The organism is Desulfovibrio gilichinskyi, from assembly GCF_900177375.1.
Lineage (GTDB): Bacteria > Desulfobacterota > Desulfovibrionia > Desulfovibrionales > Desulfovibrionaceae > Maridesulfovibrio > Maridesulfovibrio gilichinskyi.
This window is the reverse complement of record NZ_FWZU01000003.1, coordinates 413811-431319: the sequence shown is the minus strand read 5'-3', so window position 1 is coordinate 431319 and position 17509 is coordinate 413811. Positions and strand designations below refer to the sequence as shown.

Genomic DNA, 17509 nt, shown 5'->3' with positions numbered 1-17509 from the left:
ATTACCTCTGCAAACTGACCACTTCGCAAATAGCGGAAGTGAGAGCTTCAAGCTCAAGGTTGGAAATAATATAAGGCGGCATAATATAAATAAGCTTACCAAAAGGCCTTACCCAAACACCGCGCTTAACAAATTCACGCTGTATGGCATCCAAATCCACAGGATTTTTCATTTCAACAACGCCGATAGCACCGAGACAGCGCACATCCGCAACAGTAGAAAGCTTTGCACAAGGGGTAAATCCCGCTCGAAGCATAGCTGTGATCTGCGGTATGCGCTCCTGCCAGTTACTTTCCACAAGCAAATCAAGGGCCGCATTGGCAACAGCGCAGGCAAGAGGGTTCGCCATAAAAGTAGGCCCATGCATAAAAACACCGCCGTCTGACGAAATTCCCTCTGCCACTTTAGCAGTAGCAAGAGTTGCTGCAAGAGTCATATAGCCGCCGGTTATGGCCTTTCCTACGCACATTATATCAGGGCATATTCCGGCAATCTCACTGGCAAACATAGCCCCTGCGCGGCAAAATCCGGTTGCAATTTCATCACAGATCAGCAGTACATCATGTTCATCACATGCTTGCCGAACTCTTTTAAGATATTGCGGAGAATAAAAGCGCATCCCCCCCGCGCCCTGCACAACAGGCTCTAAGATCACAGCAGCAAGTTCATGTGCGTGAGTTTCAATCTTAATTTTAAAATCAGCAAAATCAGCATCCGAGCAACCGTCTTCATAACCGCAGCAAGGAGCATCTGCAAAAATATGTTTCGGAAGAACTGACGCAAACAACGAATGCATTCCGTTTACCGGATCACACACAGACATAGCACCCAGAGTGTCACCGTGATACCCGTTGCGTATTGTCATAATTCTATTCTTTTCTGTTTTTCCGGTAGCCTGAAAATACTGAATAGCCATTTTAAGGGCAACTTCTACAGAAACAGAACCTGAATCAGCAAAAAATACATGCTGTAGCGGAGCCGGCGAAAGATCAATAAGCTTACGTGCGAGAGAAACAGCAGGTTCATGAGTAAGACCGCCGAACATGACATGAGACATTGTCTGCGCCTGATCACAAACAGCTTTATTCAGTACAGGGTTATTATACCCGTGAATAGCACACCACCACGAAGCCATCCCGTCAATCAGCTCTCTACCGTCTTCAAGGATTATCCTTACACCGTCGGTTTTAGCGACAGGATAGGCGGTCAGAGGATTTACGGCAGAAGTATAGGGATGCCAAAGATGCTCGCGGTCAAAGGCAAGCATAGATTCTATATTATTCATTATTACTCAGTAGAGCCGTCAGGACTCTTTGCGAATGAATTCAGGTCAATTCTTGCTAACGCGCGATCCACTTCGATCCAGCAACGGAGTTCGGACGGATTCCAATTCGGAATATACGGAATAGAAGCAAGCACTTTAATACCGGAGAAAGATTCAATAGAACGGATATTCTCTTCCGCCATGCCGAATTCTAAAGGCTCAGGCCCCGCGCTGGAAGTCATGATAACCCCGGCAGTTTTTACTCCGGCTTGTTTTAATGCGGCAAGGGAAAGCAAAGTATCGTTAATAACGCCAAGTTTGTTTCCGGCAACCAGAACTACCGGATAGGAAAGTTCTTTCATCAGATCCAGCATGGTCCGTTCACCGTTCAACGGGACAAATATTCCTCCGGCACCTTCCGCAATCAATGTTGCCGAACCTTCCAGCTGTCGTACTTTATCTGCGATATCGACAACATCAAGCGCAACTCCGGACAGCCGCGCAGCAAGATGCGGAGAACAGGCGGGCTCAAATATATACGGGCACTGTTTATCAATATCCCAGACAGCTCCCGCACTTTTATAAACTTCTCCATCCGGAGAATCCATTTTGCCGTGGGAATTATTAATCCCGCCGGACTGTACAGGCTTAACGGGTAATACTTTATACCCAGCGCCTTGCAGCAATCGTACAAGTCCGGCTGTGACAACTGTTTTACCTACATCAGTTCCGACTCCGGTTACAAATAAACCGGAAATATCAGTATTCACAACAACCAGCCTTATTTTGCTTTGTTTGCCGCAATCACATCAATAGGATCTTCATCTGATGTTTCAGCAAAAAAGAATTCTTTATCATATGGTCCGAAATGCTTTTCGTCACCGACCAGAGTGAAAAATTCTAAGCGTGAGTATCTTTTGCAACGCTCATCACTGACCATGTGTTTCAAATAATATTCAAATTTAGGCATGGAATGAGTTGACTCAGTCAGATCAATAACTCTATCAGCGAATTCACACCATGCATGAGTAACCCACTTGCCTTCCTTAAAAACCCAGCCATGGACAACTTCAACTTCGGTATTCTCACTTGCCCCTTCGAGGCAGTATTCCCATGCAGAAGGTTGACGATCAAACATTACTCACTCTCCTTGTTCATATTATCAAGAGCCATTCTCACTGCGCCGAGAGCGTTTCCGACCTCATGATACTCAGGAAAAACAGCTTCGGTATGTAATTCTTCAGCAACTTCCGACAGCAGACAATCAGCCGCTGCGCCGATTCCGACAATGGGAAGATTAAGGGAAACATCAAAGCTGACCAGCTTGCTGGCAGAACGTCCGGCAACGATACCGGCCATATTCCCGCCGATTTCTTTACGTACAATATGCTCCAGCATCGCATTTTCGATTTTAAAGCGCGTATCGTTCAAAACTTTTTCTGAAAATTCTTCGCTGCTCATTTCAAATAAGGCACCGAGAACTTTTGCGGCAGAAACAGACATATCACGATTGCCGATTTTTATTTTATCAAGCACATGAAGTGCATCAGTCGGCGTAAAACCTACTTCATCAATCAACTGTTCCCGCACGAGTTTCTCAAGCTTACTTCCTAGTGAAATTTCACCGAGATCAAGCCCGGCCATAAGTTGACCAAAAGTAGACGGTCCATTTTCTGAAAGATAACTGAGAATTGCGTCATCAGAAACATCTGAAGCGGCAGGTCCGAGCTTAATCAACCGGGAATCGTTTCCTGCACCCATCCATTTTTCAGGAAGCGGAATCTCCCCGGCCATACATAAAGGTACAACCCTGCCGGGGCCTATTTCAAGCTTTCCGGAACGGTTAACGCGTGAATAACTGTCGCCGCCTATACCAACGGTAAACATTTCCACAGCTTCAACATGAGTTTCCCAGTCACCGATAGTACTGCCGTTTTCCTGAATGGTAGGCTGTGAATTTCTGATTAGAGTAACATCGGTAGTTGTTCCGCCCACATCAACAATAAGTGCATCCTTCGCGGGAGAATAAATACAGCCGTAGTAGGCTGTGGATGCAGGTCCGCTTGCAAAGGTATCCGCAGCACGTTTGGTAGCCTTTTCCATGCTCATTGAAGTAGCATTTCCGCGGATGACAACAACATATCCGCCAAGACTGCGTTCATTAAGTACCGCGCTGACACCTTTGAGAAATTCGGACATAACAGGCATGAGACGGGCGTTCAGCACTGTTGTTGCGGAGCGTTCAGCATGGCCGGCTTTGGTGCTTATTCTATGGGAGCAGAACACCGGCTTAGGATCAGTAAGTGAAATAGCTTTTTCTGCAATAATTTCATGGGCGGGATTCTTGATACTCATGGCAGAGCAAACAGCATAACTGTCCACATACCCTTTCATATTCATTACGCCGTCAACAAGTGACTCGATATCAAGCGGATCAACTTCATCACCTGTGACTTTATGTCCGCCTTTGACGTAGCGTGCAGTAACAACAGGCAGCTTAACAGCCTTGGACGAACCGATACTGAACAGGCCGACTCTGGCCCCTTTATTTTCCACAACGGCATTTGTCGCAAGAGTTGTTGAAACCGCAACAAGATTCACTTCCGCAGGGTCAACTTTACTTTTCTTTAACACCTCATCAAGAGATGCAGCCAGACCGAGGCTCAAATCATGATGAGTGGTCGGCGATTTAGCAGTCGCAACAACACTTAAATCAGCACACTTCACCACAACGGTATCAGTGTATGTTCCACCTGTATCAATTCCGATTGCATAGCCGTTTTCAAAATTCATTTGTATATCCTTCGATCATTATTATTCCAGATTCAACAAATTCGGGAACATATCTGTAACCGACGCTCAGTACTGATAATGCCGCTTAGCGACAATGGCAACCTGTTGCCACCGTTTAATTTTAATAACAGAGATAATCAGCTAAAATAAAAGGGTTATTTAAACCCACAAAAAAACGGCCATTATGAATAATAACGACCGCTAAATAAACCATTTCCAAACAAAGACACTCTGTTTATGAAATAATTATTCCCGCATAAGCGACAACACTTTCATAATCCCCAGTGACTTTACCGGAATTAGTATATTCAAGAAGTTTACCGCGAACAGCCCCGGCCTTACGCACAGCATACATGGCTAGCGTCATGGGAAGAACTCCGCACATACTTATATTATTTGAAACTATTTCCGAATAGAACTCTTCAGGGTCCATCCTGATCACGGCTTCAAGCGCAATTGAATCAAGTTTCTTGGCCATATCGGAACTGATAAAATGGCTCATGTCGGAGCTGACGACTATTGAAACATCCATCTGACTGCGTTCAATAATTTCTGCCAGTGCTTCTCCGGCTTTTTTTAATGATTTAATTGATGATTCGGCAACAGTGACAGGAACAATTTTAATTGCCGGATTAACGTAATTAAGAAAAGGAATAAGAACTTCAAGAGAATGCTCTCTGTTATGAGCTGCTTCATTGTGAACAAAGCCGGCTCCGCTTTCAATAAGCTCCGCTGCCAGATTTTCGTCCACATCGAGCTTGCCTCCGGGAAAATTCCAGCTCCCTTTAGACCAGACCGACAAAGGCGCGCCAAGTCCGGTATGATTCGGACCTAATAGAATTACTGTCGAAGCCAGAGAGGCAGCAGCCAGAGTTTTACCGCAGGTTTCACCGGAAAAAACATATCCGGCGTGAGGAACCATCACCAGCCTGTCATGCGGCCCTTTAGATTTCTTTTTAACCTTTCCCACAAACTGCTCTAATTCGCTTCTGAGCTCCTGCGGATTCTCGGTATAAAAACGTCCGGCAACAATCGGTTTTCTGTCCATGCCCATCTGCCTCCAGAAGATCTAATCAAAAACTGCTGCCGATTACATAGAAGGACTCGGCACAAATTTTGATGCGTCTCGCTCGATTTTACTGGTTTCAAGAGCGGATTTAGCCAAGCGTCCATATAGACCGTCAGGACTTTTCTTGGCAACTTCTTCCATCAATTTTTTCCATTCAGCAGTAGCCCCGGCTTTTTCATAAAGTTGAGCCAGTCTAAAACGGGAAGAAGCCCACTCCGGATCTGAAATAGGAATATACTTATCATACTCGGAAGCCCACTGAAGAGCCTCTCTATACCTGCCGGAACTTTCGGCCGCATAGATAGTCATTAAAATACAATCTTTAATCTTCTCTCTATCGCCGCCTGTTTCAAGCAGCATTGAAAGGGCTTCCTGAGAGTAAACAAATACTTTTTTCAGTTCCTTCTGCTTCATAGCAGACTTTGCCATATAGTACATGGCGTAAGCTCTTGAAGATTCCGGAAGCTGTAAATTAGCGGCAAGCCCGGCCCAGAGAGGCGTACTTGATTCTGTCTCACCAAGATTTTCATATGCCATTGCATTGGCGTATTCAATATGGGCTTTTTGCTTGGGATCAATATCCCAATTCTTTTGAACCATATCAGCGAGTTCTGAAACCTTACTCCACTCCTGACCATCCACATATATTCCAAGAGCCATATCAAGTGCCATAGCGGAATATTTAGGAATCTGCTTCTCTTTCAGATAACGATCTATCAGCTTCAGAGCTGCATCAGGTTGTTCTTTTTTCCAGTAACTTAAGGCAACGCCCAGCCGAGTCTCATCGCTGACACCGTCACCATCATTATTTTTCTTGGCATAAGAATCCCAGAACTTAACAACTCTGCCGTAATTTTCATCTTTTACCAAATCAGGAACAGCTTTATCAAAAACTCTGTATCCTAATTCACTGGCTTTATCATGCATAGAGCTTCTAGGATATTTATCCATAAAGTCCTGTACAGCTCCAAGACAGTCTCCATATTTTTTATTCCAGTAATACCACATTGCAAGCTTGAGCTGAGCCAGCGGAGCAAGGGGACTGTCAGGATGATTCTTAACAATCTCAGTATAAATTTTCTGAGGTCTGAGATTATAAGGACGATCAAAAACTTTATCCATCTGGTTCATGTTCGGGTCGTCATAAATGCCTTCCTCAGCAAGACGCATCTTGGAGACAAGGCCGCCCTCTTCATCAGGATAATCCTTCGCCGCTTTCTCATAAATTTCTTTTGCAGCTCTCATATCATCAGATTTAAGATAAATATCCCCGATACGGGCTAAGACTGTATCATTCTCTTTTGATTCAGGATTAAGATTGTAAAACGCCCAATAATTTTTCTTGGCATCATCAAGCTTCCCGAGTTTGTTCTGGGTGTTAGCCGCCATCAGCAAAAAGTTGAGATCTTCAATATAATATCTGGGCCAACGTTTATCAATATAATCAATGATCTGGTATGCCTGCTTGTTATATCCCAAAGCGTTCAAAGATTTGGCAAGTCCAAGAGCAGCCTCGCGCACAACCTTGCTGTCCGGGTAACTCTGAACCAGATTTTGAAACTGGTCCGCAGCTTTCTCATACTCATGCATCCCTAAATAATATTCCCCCCAGTAATAACTGATATACGGAATATTCAAATCGTTCGGATACTGAGATTTCAATAGATTAAAGTAAGCTTTTGCCTCAGGCATATTTCCGGCTTTCAAATTTACAAGACCAAGATTAAGCAATGCCATCGGCACATTGGGAGAGTTGGTGTCCGAATTCATGGCTTCCATCCATGAACTGGAAACGGTGCCGAAATTATTTTTAAGGTCGTCTTTATGAAGTTCAGTCAGAGCCTCAGCTTTGCCGTATACCGCTTTAATTCTCAAATCTTTAGGCAAATAAGACATTGCAGCAACGTCTTTAAACCCATCAACCGCGGCCTGAATCTCCCCGTCTTCAAGGGCTGTTTCAGCAGCAAGCAAAAGACCTTTGGCTATTTTTATCTTATCTTCCAAAGTCAGCTCTTTTGACTCACCATCTTTTCCTTTAGCAGCGTCTTCTGTAGGATATGCATCAGTACTATCCATAGGCTTTTCCGCCACGTCCGTACTGTTATAAACTTCCCCGTAATTTATCTCAGCATCTCCTGCGCCCGGAGCAGCCGCAACACTTGGCTCTGGAGGAGTTGCCACCGAACCTGACACCTGTGCCGGAGGTAGAGGTGGAGGTGGGGAGACAACTTCAACCGCAGTTCCACCATCTATCGAATTTGCCGCAGCTTGCACGGGTTCAGGAGGCGTTATTGCGCCCGAAGCAGAGCCGCCAGTCTGATCTTCAACAGGCTGGGTCTGGCCGGAAATAGCGCCTTCGTTATTGAATGGAGGTGGCGGCGCAACTATGCCTCCGACTGTCCCTCCGGATGATCCGGCAGGCAACTCTACGGCCACACGTTCTGTCACAGGACTGGAATCACCACCTGCTCTGGACGGTGGACTCGAAGTATCAACAACAGCCGCATCTTCCGGCCCGACTTTTGAAACAGGCGAGCGATAAGTGTATGGAACAGAATAGAAAGGACGTCTGGGGCCGGAATCAGGCGAAACAGTATCATTTTTGATGGGAATAGCCTGCCCGTCATTTTCGGGAGTAATATCAATTTCCTCAAGAATCGGAGGTTTAGCGTCAGAAACAGCTTTCTGTTGATCCACTATATTTTGATCAATAGTTTTTTGAGCAGCTGATTTTCTGGCGGCAGCCTGTTGAGCAGCGGATCTTTGGGCGGCGGCTTTTTTAGCAGCCTCAGCCTTTTGAGCATCGGCTTTAGTTTTCTGAGCCGCAGCGAGTTTTGCGTTATCAACCGGAGAACGCCATTTGGAACCAATGGGATCACGGAAAAACTGCAAAACCATTTCCCCGTTTCCACCCGGAAGACGGATAAATCCGAAGCCGCTCATTCTGGTCCCGATAACAATAGAGTTTGCACCTATTTTAACGGAATCAACCACACGCATGCCTGATAAGGGCATAGGTGCAGGAGCTTTTTCGCCTTTTAATGAGCCTGCCGGGAATGAAATTGTAATCTGCTGACGTCCGGTTCGGCGTACGGAACTATCAAGATTCTTCTGATCAAAGACAAGACGAAGGGAATCCATGTCTGACTTGGTATTGATATAATACTGCATAGCCAAACCAGAATGAGGGCAGGCGAGCCAAATAAAGGCCGCCATCAAGAGTGTCCGGAGTATTCCGGTAAAACTGCTGATCGTCACAATCCGGTATTTCTGCAATATTCTTGCCTACCCTGCATAATCAACAAATAAAAATGAAATAATCTTTACGCTTCCAGATTTCTTTTCTTGATTTTCTCAATGAGAGTTGTTCGTTTAACTCCAAGAAGTTCTGCGGCCTTGTTTTTGACGCCATCCGCTTTCTGCAAAGCTTCAAGAAGAATTCTATCTTCAATCTGGTCAAGAAAATCTTTAAGACCATCGGAACTGTGCTCGTTCATATCTTCTAAAGTAGGCCACGTAAAACCCGCAGGCTGAACAAGTGCCGCAACTTTAACTTTCGGTTCAGCTCCGACATCCTTCAGTATTTTCTCAGGCAGATCATCCGGAGTGACTTCATCCTCATCACATAGGATAGACAGCCTCTCCATGAAATTCTCCAGCTCACGGACATTGCCGGGCCAGGAATAAGAAACCAGCATATCCGCAGTTTCCGGACTCAGCTTCAAAGTACATCTGTCTTTTCCGGAGCAGAAACCTGCAAGAAAATGCTTAGCCAGAATGAGAACATCCCCTCCCCTTTCACGCAAGGGAGGCAGATGCATCGGAATAACATTTAAACGGTAAAAAAGATCTTCGCGAAATCTTCCGGCAGCAACTTCGGCTTCCAGATCCCTATTGGTTGCAGCAACAATTCTGACATCCACTTTTTTGATCTGTGTACCGCCGACCCGCTCAATTTCCTTTTCCTGCAAAACTCTTAAAATCTTAACTTGCAGGCTGAGATCCATTTCGCCGATTTCATCAAGGAAAATAGTTCCGCCGTCAGCCAGTTCAAATCTGCCCGGCCGTGAACGGATTGCGTGAGTGAAGGCACCTTTTTCGTGCCCGAAAAGTTCTGACTCAAGCAACTCCCTGGGAATTGCGCCGCAGTTAACAGGAACAAAAGGTTTACCCCTGCGTTTACTGTTATGATGCAGTGCTCTGACGATAAGTTCCTTACCCGTACCGGATTCCCCGGTCACCAGCACGGTACTGTCAGTAGGCGCAACTTTTCCAAGGATTCTAAAAACATCCTTGAGCGTAACACTGTTACCGATTATTCCATCAAGATTAAGAGCCATCTGGCCTCCGAAATTTACTATCCGGGGAACTGATAAAATAACGTTCCAAGCATCCCGTCTTAGACCGGATTACTTATTTTTCAGACAGTTGAGAGAAAGTCTATATATTCAGTGTCAATGAAATGACACAAAGTCAATATACAAGTTGATTTTTGTTGTGAAATCACAATAAAACCACCTAAAATAGGAATTTTCACCTTATTACATTTCTTCCAGTTCCTTCCCGCGGGTTTCACGCACACAAAACATTACAAAGAAAAATGAAACAGCGGCAAAAAATGCATAAATGGAATAAGTTCTTCCAAGTCCGGCCCATGCAACCATTGAGGGAAAAGAAGCTGAAACTAAAAAGTTAGCTATCCACTGCGCACCTGCGCTCAAAGCAAGAGCAGAAGCTCTTACGCGATTATTAAACATTTCCCCGAGCAGAACCCACACGACAGGGCCCCACGAAAAACCGAAACAGAATACATACAGATTTGCAGCAAAAAGGGCTGTTGTAGCTGAAGAGCCGCTTAAAGCAGGATGGCCTGCCGCGTCGAGCGGAGCGTAAGCAAAAATGTAAGCAAGCACCCCCAGAGTCACCAGCATCCCGGCGGAACCTATAAGAAGTAAAGGTTTGCGCCCAACACGGTCGATAAAAGCAATAGCCACAAGAGTGGTCACAACATTTACAACTCCGGTAATCACTGTGATCCACAAAGAATTTTCTTCTGAAAAACCAACACTGCGCCAGAGCATGCTGCCATAATAAAAAATCACATTAATACCGACAAACTGCTGAAGTATTGAAAGTCCGAATCCTACCCAGATAATGGGTGAAAATCCGTACCGTCCTTTCAAATCAGAAAAGGAAGAGCCTTTTTCTGTTTTAAGTGAGTTTTTAATTTCATCTATTTTTTTGAGGACATCCTTTCCCAGAACTTTAAACAAAACACTTTCTGCCTCACGCTCACAACCTGTTCCGATCAGATAGCGGGGAGACTCCGGTATAATCAAAGCAGCAACACCGTATAACACGGCGGGTGGAACTTCAGCCCAGAACATCCAGCGCCATGTTTCGGCTCCTAACCATAAATCCATACCGGCAGATCCGCCGGCAATCTTAACCAGCAAGTAGTTACTGACCATAGCGACAAAAATTCCAGTCACAATAGCTAACTGCTGGAGAGAACCGAACCGTCCACGCAAGTGAGCCGGTGAAATCTCCGCGATATAAGCAGGAGTAATTGCACTGGCAAGACCGATTCCGACTCCACCGACAAAACGCCAGAAAATAAAATCCCAAACTGAATACGGAAGTCCTGACCCTATGCCGCTTGCAGTAAACATTACCGCGGCAATCAGCATTGGTTTCACTCTGCCGTAACGATCTGAAATGCACCCGGAGGACAACGCTCCAACCGCCGACCCCATGAGAGCCAGCGAAACAGACAGCCCTATAAGAACAGGTCCGACGTTAAAATGTTCCCCCAAAGCAATCACAGCACCGTTGATTACGGATGTATCAAATCCGAAAAGAAAACCGCCTAGAGCTGCGGAAACAGAAATGAGCAGAACAAAAACTATATTTGTAGACTGGTTATCTGATGAAACCTCATTAACCATAACGGACCTCTATTTTATAAGATTGTCATCACGAATTAATTTAAAAAGGCTGTGCCAAGAGAAAACATGAAAGAGAGTGTTTAAAAATCGGTAACATACTCAGTAATATGTGTCACCATTATAAGGTCATAGTTGCGTATATTTATATAGAAGCATCATCCGTGAATAAAAAAATCCGCCGGATGTATTCGCATCCGGCGGATTATGTATTTTAGTCAAAATATGCGGCAAGAAGCCGTTTTTATAATTTAATCAAGTCAGCTGTTCCTGCGGGCAATTTCCTTGGCTGGAATGAGACCGGTAGCAGAAGCGGAAACAATATTTCCGGCGACTCCCGGACCGTCTCCAGCAACAAACAGACCTTCATAAGCAGTTTCAAGCATATTGCTTGTTTCCACCTGTGTTGAAAAGAATTTAATCTCAGGAGCATAGAGCAAAGTTTCTTCATTCGCCACACCCGGAATAACTTCATTAAGTTTTTCAAGACCTTCCACGATATTCCGTACAATACGCTCAGGAAGAGCCATTGCGATATCACCGCAGGTGACATTTTTCATGGTAGGTTCAATAAAACTGTTATGAACGCGATTCCATGTTGAGCGGCGGCCGCGTTTTAAATCTCCGAAACGCTGCAAAATAGGTTTTCCACCACCGATAATAGTTGCAAGCTTACCTATAGATTCACCATATGCATGGTTATCCGTCACAGGTTCTTCAAGCACTACTTTAGAGAGAAATGCAAAGTTCGTATTTTCTGATTTTTTATCCATGTAGGCGTGGCCGTTGACACACACAAAATCCTGATAGTTTTCAAGCGCAATGAAACCACCCTGATTAGTACAGAATGTACGAACCTGATCATCATACGTAGTGGTGCGGATAAAGAACGTGGGGTCATAAATAACATCACAGAGATCACGCATGATATCAGCATGAACTTCAACACGCACTCCGACTTCAATACCGCGCTGGGTAATGGCAAGGTCGTGACGTTTAGCAAGACTTCCCATCCATTCAGAACCGACTCTTCCAGGAGCAAGAATTACATTTTTAGCGCGATATTCATCACGGCTTGTAACAACTCCGGCGAGAGCCCCGTCTTCAATCAATATATCTTTAACTTCTTCCGAAGTATGAAAGGTTACGCCGCATTTTTTGACATATTCAGCCATTGCCGCAATATGATTAGGAAGATTATCACTTCCAAGATGCTTTTGCTTAATCAGGAGAAGGTCAATGCCGTTTTTAAGTGCATTTTTGCGAATCTCTTTAGCTGCATTCATATCAGTCGGGAAAACTTTCCCGTCCATATTGAACCGGTTAAAGATTTCTTCAGTCTCATCAATAAGCTCTTTTGCTTTAGAAACAGTCATAAACTGAGTTAAATCAGTTTTACCGAGCTTATGTATGTAATTAAGTTTACCGTCGGAAAACAGCCCTGCTCCGCCGACACCGGAAAGGATATTACAAGGTTTGCATTTAATACATTCCTGATCTCCGGTTATGGGACAATTTCTTTTAAGTGAAGGTTTTCCTTTTTCGATTACAAGAACATCAAGGTTTGTGTTTTCACCAAGATAGTAAGCAGCGAAAAGCCCCGCAGGTCCGCCGCCAACGATAATAACATCAAACTCTTTCTTCACGGTACTGTTCGAGCACATAATTTTCTCCAGATTGGTCTTCTTATCAGCGTCAACGCAAGACGCGCAAACATCCCAATATACGCTTTTACCTAAGGTCAATCAAGAAAACAACACATAAATTTTTTTTTACTTTTTAAGATGAATACTGCTATCAGTTGAATAGAAAAACTTATAATCTAGACTAACTTTAATGACGTTAGCGACTTGACCGGACAACGTTACTTTCCTAATGCTGTTAGAAAAACAAGGAACTGATCATGAGACTTACTACCAGAAGCAGATACGGAACAAGAATGATGCTCGACATTGCAATGCACTGCGACAAAGGACCGGTTCGCATAAGTGATATTGCCAGTCGTCAGGGACTTTCCACGAAATATCTTGAAAAACTGATTCGTGAACTGAAAAAAGCCGGTTTCATATCCAGTAAACGCGGCCCCGGCGGTGGACATACACTGTCCATGATTCCGAAAGACATTTCAATAGGTGCCATTGTTAGAAGCCTTGAAGGTGAAGCTGCGCTTGTAGAATGTCTGGAAAGCGACAAACTCTGCCAGAGAATTGATGACTGCCCTACCCGCGAAGTCTGGATCAAAGCAAGCAAAGCAATGTACGCCGCGCTGGATGAAATAAGTTTAGCAGATATTCTGAAAGAAGGAGTGTTCTGTATTAAAAGTAGCCCGTTTTAAAAGCGTCCACAGCGAAAACAGCCTGCGCAGTCCCAACTTTCAGGCTTGAGACTGCGAGGAGGCCGAAGACAAATAATTTTCTATTATAAGTGCTTAGCTATTTGTTTACTTTTTTATTAGAATATCACTCTGCATAGCAACTACTATTCAAACAACCCTGCATTCCTTCTAAGTTACAAAGCTCTTATATCAGAGATGTAGATGCCAAAACTCTTGATCCATCCATTATTAAGATTAGACCTTTTCAATCCACATGCATATATATGATCGTCTAACTCTGATCACACTCAAAAGGAGAAAACTATGTTTGCGCCCAAAAAAATTTTATGCACCTGCTCTGCCGTTCTTATGATTCTACTTATTGCCAGCGCGGCTTTTGCTATGAAGGATCAATATAATTACATGAGTTCTGATTCATTGCAGAACGCTATTGATCAAAATGCGGCAGTAACAATTGTTGACATTCAGATTGCTGACGAATTCAATGTTCATCACATTAAAGGTGCTATTGAAACTTGCGCATTCCCGGTAAAATCAAGCGAAGATAAAGCTAAACTTGATGCTGCACTCCCGGAACTGAAATCAAGTACAAAGCCTGTTGTCGTTATCTGCCCACGCGGTCAGGGCGGAGCAGAACGCACAGTTGACTATCTTAATGCAAACGGCGTCCCGTCATATCGCCTATTCATTTTGACAAATGGTCAGGGTGGCTGGAATCACGCAGTTGAAACAAAATAGTTTCTGAATCTTTTTGAAACACAAAAGGGTCGGCAGAAAAACTGCTGACCCTTTTTTTATTTCATAGCTTGCCTGTTTCACTCAAAACACCTTACTGTTCCAGTATGACATACAAACTAATTATACTTTGCGTTTTAGTTCTGCTGGCGATTCTTTTTATATCCGCCTGCTCCGCAAAAAGACCTGATAATCTGGGTGTTGTAAACGGAGAGTTCGCAGCATGCCCATCCAGCCCTAATTGCGTTTCTTCACAGGCAGCCGATCCTGAACATAAAATCGATCCGCTCAAAGCTCATGGCAATATTAAAAACGTGATGGAAAAGCTTAAAAAAAGTATTGAGCAAATGGAAGGAGGCAAAGTTATTACTCAGGAAGGAACTTACCTTCACGCAGAATTTACAAGCCGTATTATGCGCTTTGTAGATGATTTGGAATGTTTTTACCAAGAAGAGAATGGCGAAATTGCAGTTCGCTCAGCATCTCGCATCGGATATTCAGATTTTTCCGCAAATAGAAAAAGGATTGAACATCTGCGGACAATATTTGAGTCCATGCAACAATAAAACAACTTGCCGCCATCGCCCACCTCAAATTCCGAGGAAGCAACAGCGGCTATTGTCAGTAACAAGCGGAGTATAACTCCCCTGCTACCTATATTTAATATAGCGATTTATTTTTTTTCAATACTTGCAAAAGCACAATGGTTGTGAATTGATTCAAAACTTTCCACGTCAACTTTATACCATGTTATTTTAGGCTGTTTTTCAAGACCATTAGCGGCATTTCTCACAACATCTTCAACAAATGTGGGATTTGAAAAAGATTTTTCGGTAACGTATTTTTCGTCTTCTCTCTTAAGGAGTGAGTAGACTTGTGACGAGCCGGAGCGTTCCGCAATTTCTATCAAGTCTTCGATCCAGACAAATCCTTTTGAACGTGTCTTGATGTGTACTACAGCACGCTGGCTGTGCGCACCCTCATCACTGATTGCTTTTGAACATGGGCAAACTGTCATTACAGGAACTTTTACACCTAGCGTAAATTCCAGTTGCCCGCCGATCAGTTCACCCTCAACAGAACAGTCATAACTCATGATCCCCTTGCGCCCGCTGACGGGAGAAGTCTTTTGCAGGCAAAAGGGAAAGCAGAGTTCTGCGTGGGCACTTTTAGCTTCCAGCCTTTTCAAAATATCACTCAAAAGATTAAAGAAACTTTTATAATCAAGTTCTTCCGACCAATCTTCAAGAGCTTCAATAAATCTGCTCATATGCGTACCCTTGAAATGGGCAGGCAAATCAACCGAAAGAGCTACTTTAGCCATGGTATTCTGGCTCTTGGCCGCACGGTCTTTAACGAGCAAAGGCAGGGTAAGGTCACGGACTCCGACCCTGTCAATTGACATGGCCACTTGAGAAGGACTGTTCTGAACGTCTTCCATTTTACTCCATCGGCATCAAAGTGCTGAAGCCTTATTTAATCCACCCGCAAAACTTAGCGGCGGGAATAATTTATACGAGAGTTTCTCCGGTAGTAGTCAGTCCGAGTTTACCGTGCTTGACTCCTTTGGTAGAAATAAGTCTGTGAGCAAGTTCTTTGATTTCCTTGCCGTCACCTTTTAAAATAATAACTTCCAGACAGTTGTCATGATCTAAATGAACATGCAGCGTGGACATGATAAGGCTGTGGCTGTCATGCTGCAATTCGGTAAGCCTTTGTGAAAGGCCGCTTTGATGATGATCGTATACTAATGATAAAGTTCCGGCCATTTGACCGTCAGTCTCGTCCCATTCTTTCTCGACCAGCATATTGCGGATAAGATCTCTGATGGCTTCAGAGCGTGTCTGATAACTTTTTTCATCACACAGTTTATCGAATTTTTCCAGCAGATCTGAATCAAGAGAAACCCCGAAACGTATAGTTTTACCCATTTTAGTCCTCCATATTAATTAGATGTGCCGGGAACAACTTCCCGAATATTAACTGTCATTTCAGCACTGCAACAGGCAGCTTTTTCAGTCAGAGGCAAAGATGTGTTCCAACCTAGCTTTTCAAGCTTTTTCCATACAGGAGTTGAAACATCTCTCACAGGCTCCGCCATCCAGATTTTTCCATCAGGTTTCAGCACCCGTTTGAACAATTTTTCCAGCGGACCAAAAAATCTTTTTTCATAAAGAATGTCCCCGCCCCATATATAATCAAATGAATTATCGGCTAAAGCAATCTCACGCCAATCCATCTGCAACCAAAGGGGGGAAGGAGTTCCGTTTAAAACGGCATTTTCTTTTGCGAAAATAAGTGGAGGAAATTCATAGTCAAATGCAACAACGTCCGCGCCGAGTGACGCGCCGATAATAGCTGTTAAACCGAGTCCGCAACCAAGATCGAGACACTTCTTGCCGTTAATTAAGGATTGGTTGCGGTAAAGCCATTCACCCAGCAAAACGCTTGCAGGCCAAAGCTCTGCCCAGTAAGGCAACCGTTCGTCTTCACCGAAATCATCTTCACCGATAGATTCCCACAGACTCTCAAGGTCGGCGGTACGTTCTACCTTCCACTCGCGCCCTGCGGTGTTAACTAAAATAATTTCTCTATCACCTGAAGTCCAGTCCATCAAAGAACGCTCCACAAGAATAGTTTATCATTTAAAGATATTACGCAGATCACAAAACATCTTTAATATTTTAAATCAAAATAAACATATACATTTAAAAGAAAATACTTTCATTTGCGTATGCTTTTTTTCGTCAAAAGACAAGCTTTGGTAACACGAATAGAACCATTATCACTTGCACAAATTCATTATTTATCTTTTTTTTGTTAATTTTGCAGGCATATTTTATTGAATTACCCTATCAGTAAGACTTTTATTTCTTAAGCAGGAATGCTATCAGAAAAAAGTCCTCTGAATGGACTACTCATAAATAACATAAAATACAGAGCACTCATAAAGGAGGCTTCATGATCCCTCAGGAACTTCTTTACGCCAAATCTCACGAATGGCTGAAAGTCGACGGCGAAAACGGAACCATCGGTATCACCCAATTTGCTCAGGAGCAGCTTGGAGATCTTACTTTCATAGAATTACCGCAGGAAGGCGATACATTTGAAGCTGGAGACGAATTCGGCTCTATCGAATCTGTTAAAGCCGCCAGTGAAGTTTACATGCCTGTAGCATGTGAAGTTATCGCTGTTAACGAAAGCCTTGAAGACGCACCTGAAAAAGTAAATGACGATCCCTATGGCGAAGGCTGGCTGGTCAAAGTCAAAATCACCGGATCGACCGACGATCTTTTAGACGCTGCTGCCTACCAGGAAGTAACCGAAGAAGACGCCCATTAATTCAGGTACACCGCTACCTTATATAG

At 43.9% G+C, this 17509-nt stretch carries 16 protein-coding genes; 4 read left to right on the top strand and 12 right to left on the bottom strand.

What is annotated here, in order from left to right; all coding sequences use genetic code 11:
* Position 1 precedes the first annotated feature (1 nt).
* The 9 genes from bioA to B9N78_RS10350 all read right to left on the bottom strand — a co-directional run bounded on the left by bioA (position 2) and on the right by B9N78_RS10350 (position 12735).
* Positions 2–1285: an adenosylmethionine--8-amino-7-oxononanoate transaminase gene (bioA, locus tag B9N78_RS10390; protein ID WP_085101937.1), complete on the bottom strand. Its 1284-nt coding sequence runs from the start codon at positions 1283–1285 to the stop codon at positions 2–4.
* Between the two features lie 2 nt (positions 1286–1287).
* A complete protein-coding gene (bioD, locus tag B9N78_RS10385; RefSeq protein WP_085101935.1) occupies positions 1288–2034 on the bottom strand; it encodes a dethiobiotin synthase in 747 nt (248 codons plus the stop codon).
* Between the two features lie 11 nt (positions 2035–2045).
* Positions 2046–2402, bottom strand: coding sequence for a hypothetical protein (locus B9N78_RS10380; RefSeq protein ID WP_085101933.1), 357 nt, complete (start codon positions 2400–2402; stop codon positions 2046–2048).
* Positions 2402–4057, bottom strand: coding sequence for a hydantoinase/oxoprolinase N-terminal domain-containing protein (locus B9N78_RS10375; protein ID WP_085101931.1), 1656 nt, complete (start codon positions 4055–4057; stop codon positions 2402–2404). The genes B9N78_RS10380 and B9N78_RS10375 overlap by 1 nt, the downstream gene beginning before the upstream one ends.
* A 235-nt stretch (positions 4058–4292) precedes the next feature.
* On the bottom strand, positions 4293–5105 hold the full coding sequence (gene amrB / locus B9N78_RS10370; protein ID WP_085102360.1) for an AmmeMemoRadiSam system protein B: 813 nt from the start codon (positions 5103–5105) through the stop codon (positions 4293–4295).
* A 42-nt stretch (positions 5106–5147) separates the two neighbouring features.
* Positions 5148–8342, bottom strand: coding sequence for a tetratricopeptide repeat protein (locus tag B9N78_RS10365; RefSeq protein WP_085101929.1), 3195 nt, complete (start codon positions 8340–8342; stop codon positions 5148–5150).
* A gap of 107 nt (positions 8343–8449) precedes the next feature.
* On the bottom strand, positions 8450–9466 hold the full coding sequence (locus B9N78_RS10360; RefSeq protein WP_085101927.1) for a sigma-54 interaction domain-containing protein: 1017 nt from the start codon (positions 9464–9466) through the stop codon (positions 8450–8452).
* A 201-nt stretch (positions 9467–9667) separates the two neighbouring features.
* The gene (locus tag B9N78_RS10355) at positions 9668–11074 is read right to left on the bottom strand and encodes a sugar porter family MFS transporter (RefSeq protein WP_085101925.1); all 1407 of its coding nucleotides are present in this window, start codon (positions 11072–11074) and stop codon (positions 9668–9670) included.
* Positions 11075–11331: 257 nt separating this feature from the next.
* Positions 11332–12735: an NAD(P)/FAD-dependent oxidoreductase gene (locus B9N78_RS10350; RefSeq protein WP_085101923.1), complete on the bottom strand. Its 1404-nt coding sequence runs from the start codon at positions 12733–12735 to the stop codon at positions 11332–11334.
* A gap of 239 nt (positions 12736–12974) precedes the next feature.
* Between B9N78_RS10350 and B9N78_RS10345 the strand changes: the two genes are divergently transcribed.
* The 3 genes from B9N78_RS10345 to B9N78_RS10335 all read left to right on the top strand — a co-directional run bounded on the left by B9N78_RS10345 (position 12975) and on the right by B9N78_RS10335 (position 14707).
* Positions 12975–13406 (top strand): RrF2 family transcriptional regulator, encoded by a 432-nt coding sequence (locus B9N78_RS10345; RefSeq protein ID WP_085101921.1) that lies wholly within the window; start codon positions 12975–12977, stop codon positions 13404–13406.
* Positions 13407–13709: 303 nt separating this feature from the next.
* Positions 13710–14144, top strand: a complete 435-nt coding sequence (locus B9N78_RS10340) for a rhodanese-like domain-containing protein (RefSeq protein ID WP_085101919.1) — start codon at positions 13710–13712, stop codon at positions 14142–14144.
* A 104-nt stretch (positions 14145–14248) separates the two neighbouring features.
* The gene (locus B9N78_RS10335) at positions 14249–14707 is read left to right on the top strand and encodes a DUF1499 domain-containing protein (RefSeq protein ID WP_085102358.1); all 459 of its coding nucleotides are present in this window, start codon (positions 14249–14251) and stop codon (positions 14705–14707) included.
* A 107-nt stretch (positions 14708–14814) separates the two neighbouring features.
* Here the strand turns inward: B9N78_RS10335 and folE2 are convergent, their stop codons facing one another.
* The 3 genes from folE2 to B9N78_RS10320 all read right to left on the bottom strand — a co-directional run bounded on the left by folE2 (position 14815) and on the right by B9N78_RS10320 (position 16755).
* Entirely contained in the window at positions 14815–15582 is a 768-nt protein-coding gene (gene folE2, locus B9N78_RS10330) for a GTP cyclohydrolase FolE2 (RefSeq protein WP_085101917.1), read from the bottom strand.
* Positions 15583–15652: 70 nt separating this feature from the next.
* The gene (gene nikR, locus B9N78_RS10325; protein WP_085101915.1) at positions 15653–16072 is read right to left on the bottom strand and encodes a nickel-responsive transcriptional regulator NikR; all 420 of its coding nucleotides are present in this window, start codon (positions 16070–16072) and stop codon (positions 15653–15655) included.
* Positions 16073–16086: 14 nt separating this feature from the next.
* Complete coding sequence (locus B9N78_RS10320; protein WP_085101913.1) at positions 16087–16755, bottom strand: class I SAM-dependent methyltransferase; 669 nt, start codon at positions 16753–16755, stop codon at positions 16087–16089.
* Positions 16756–17102: 347 nt separating this feature from the next.
* Between B9N78_RS10320 and gcvH the strand changes: the two genes are divergently transcribed.
* Entirely contained in the window at positions 17103–17483 is a 381-nt protein-coding gene (gene gcvH / locus B9N78_RS10315) for a glycine cleavage system protein GcvH (protein ID WP_085101911.1), read from the top strand.
* The last annotated feature ends 26 nt before the right edge of the window (positions 17484–17509 follow it).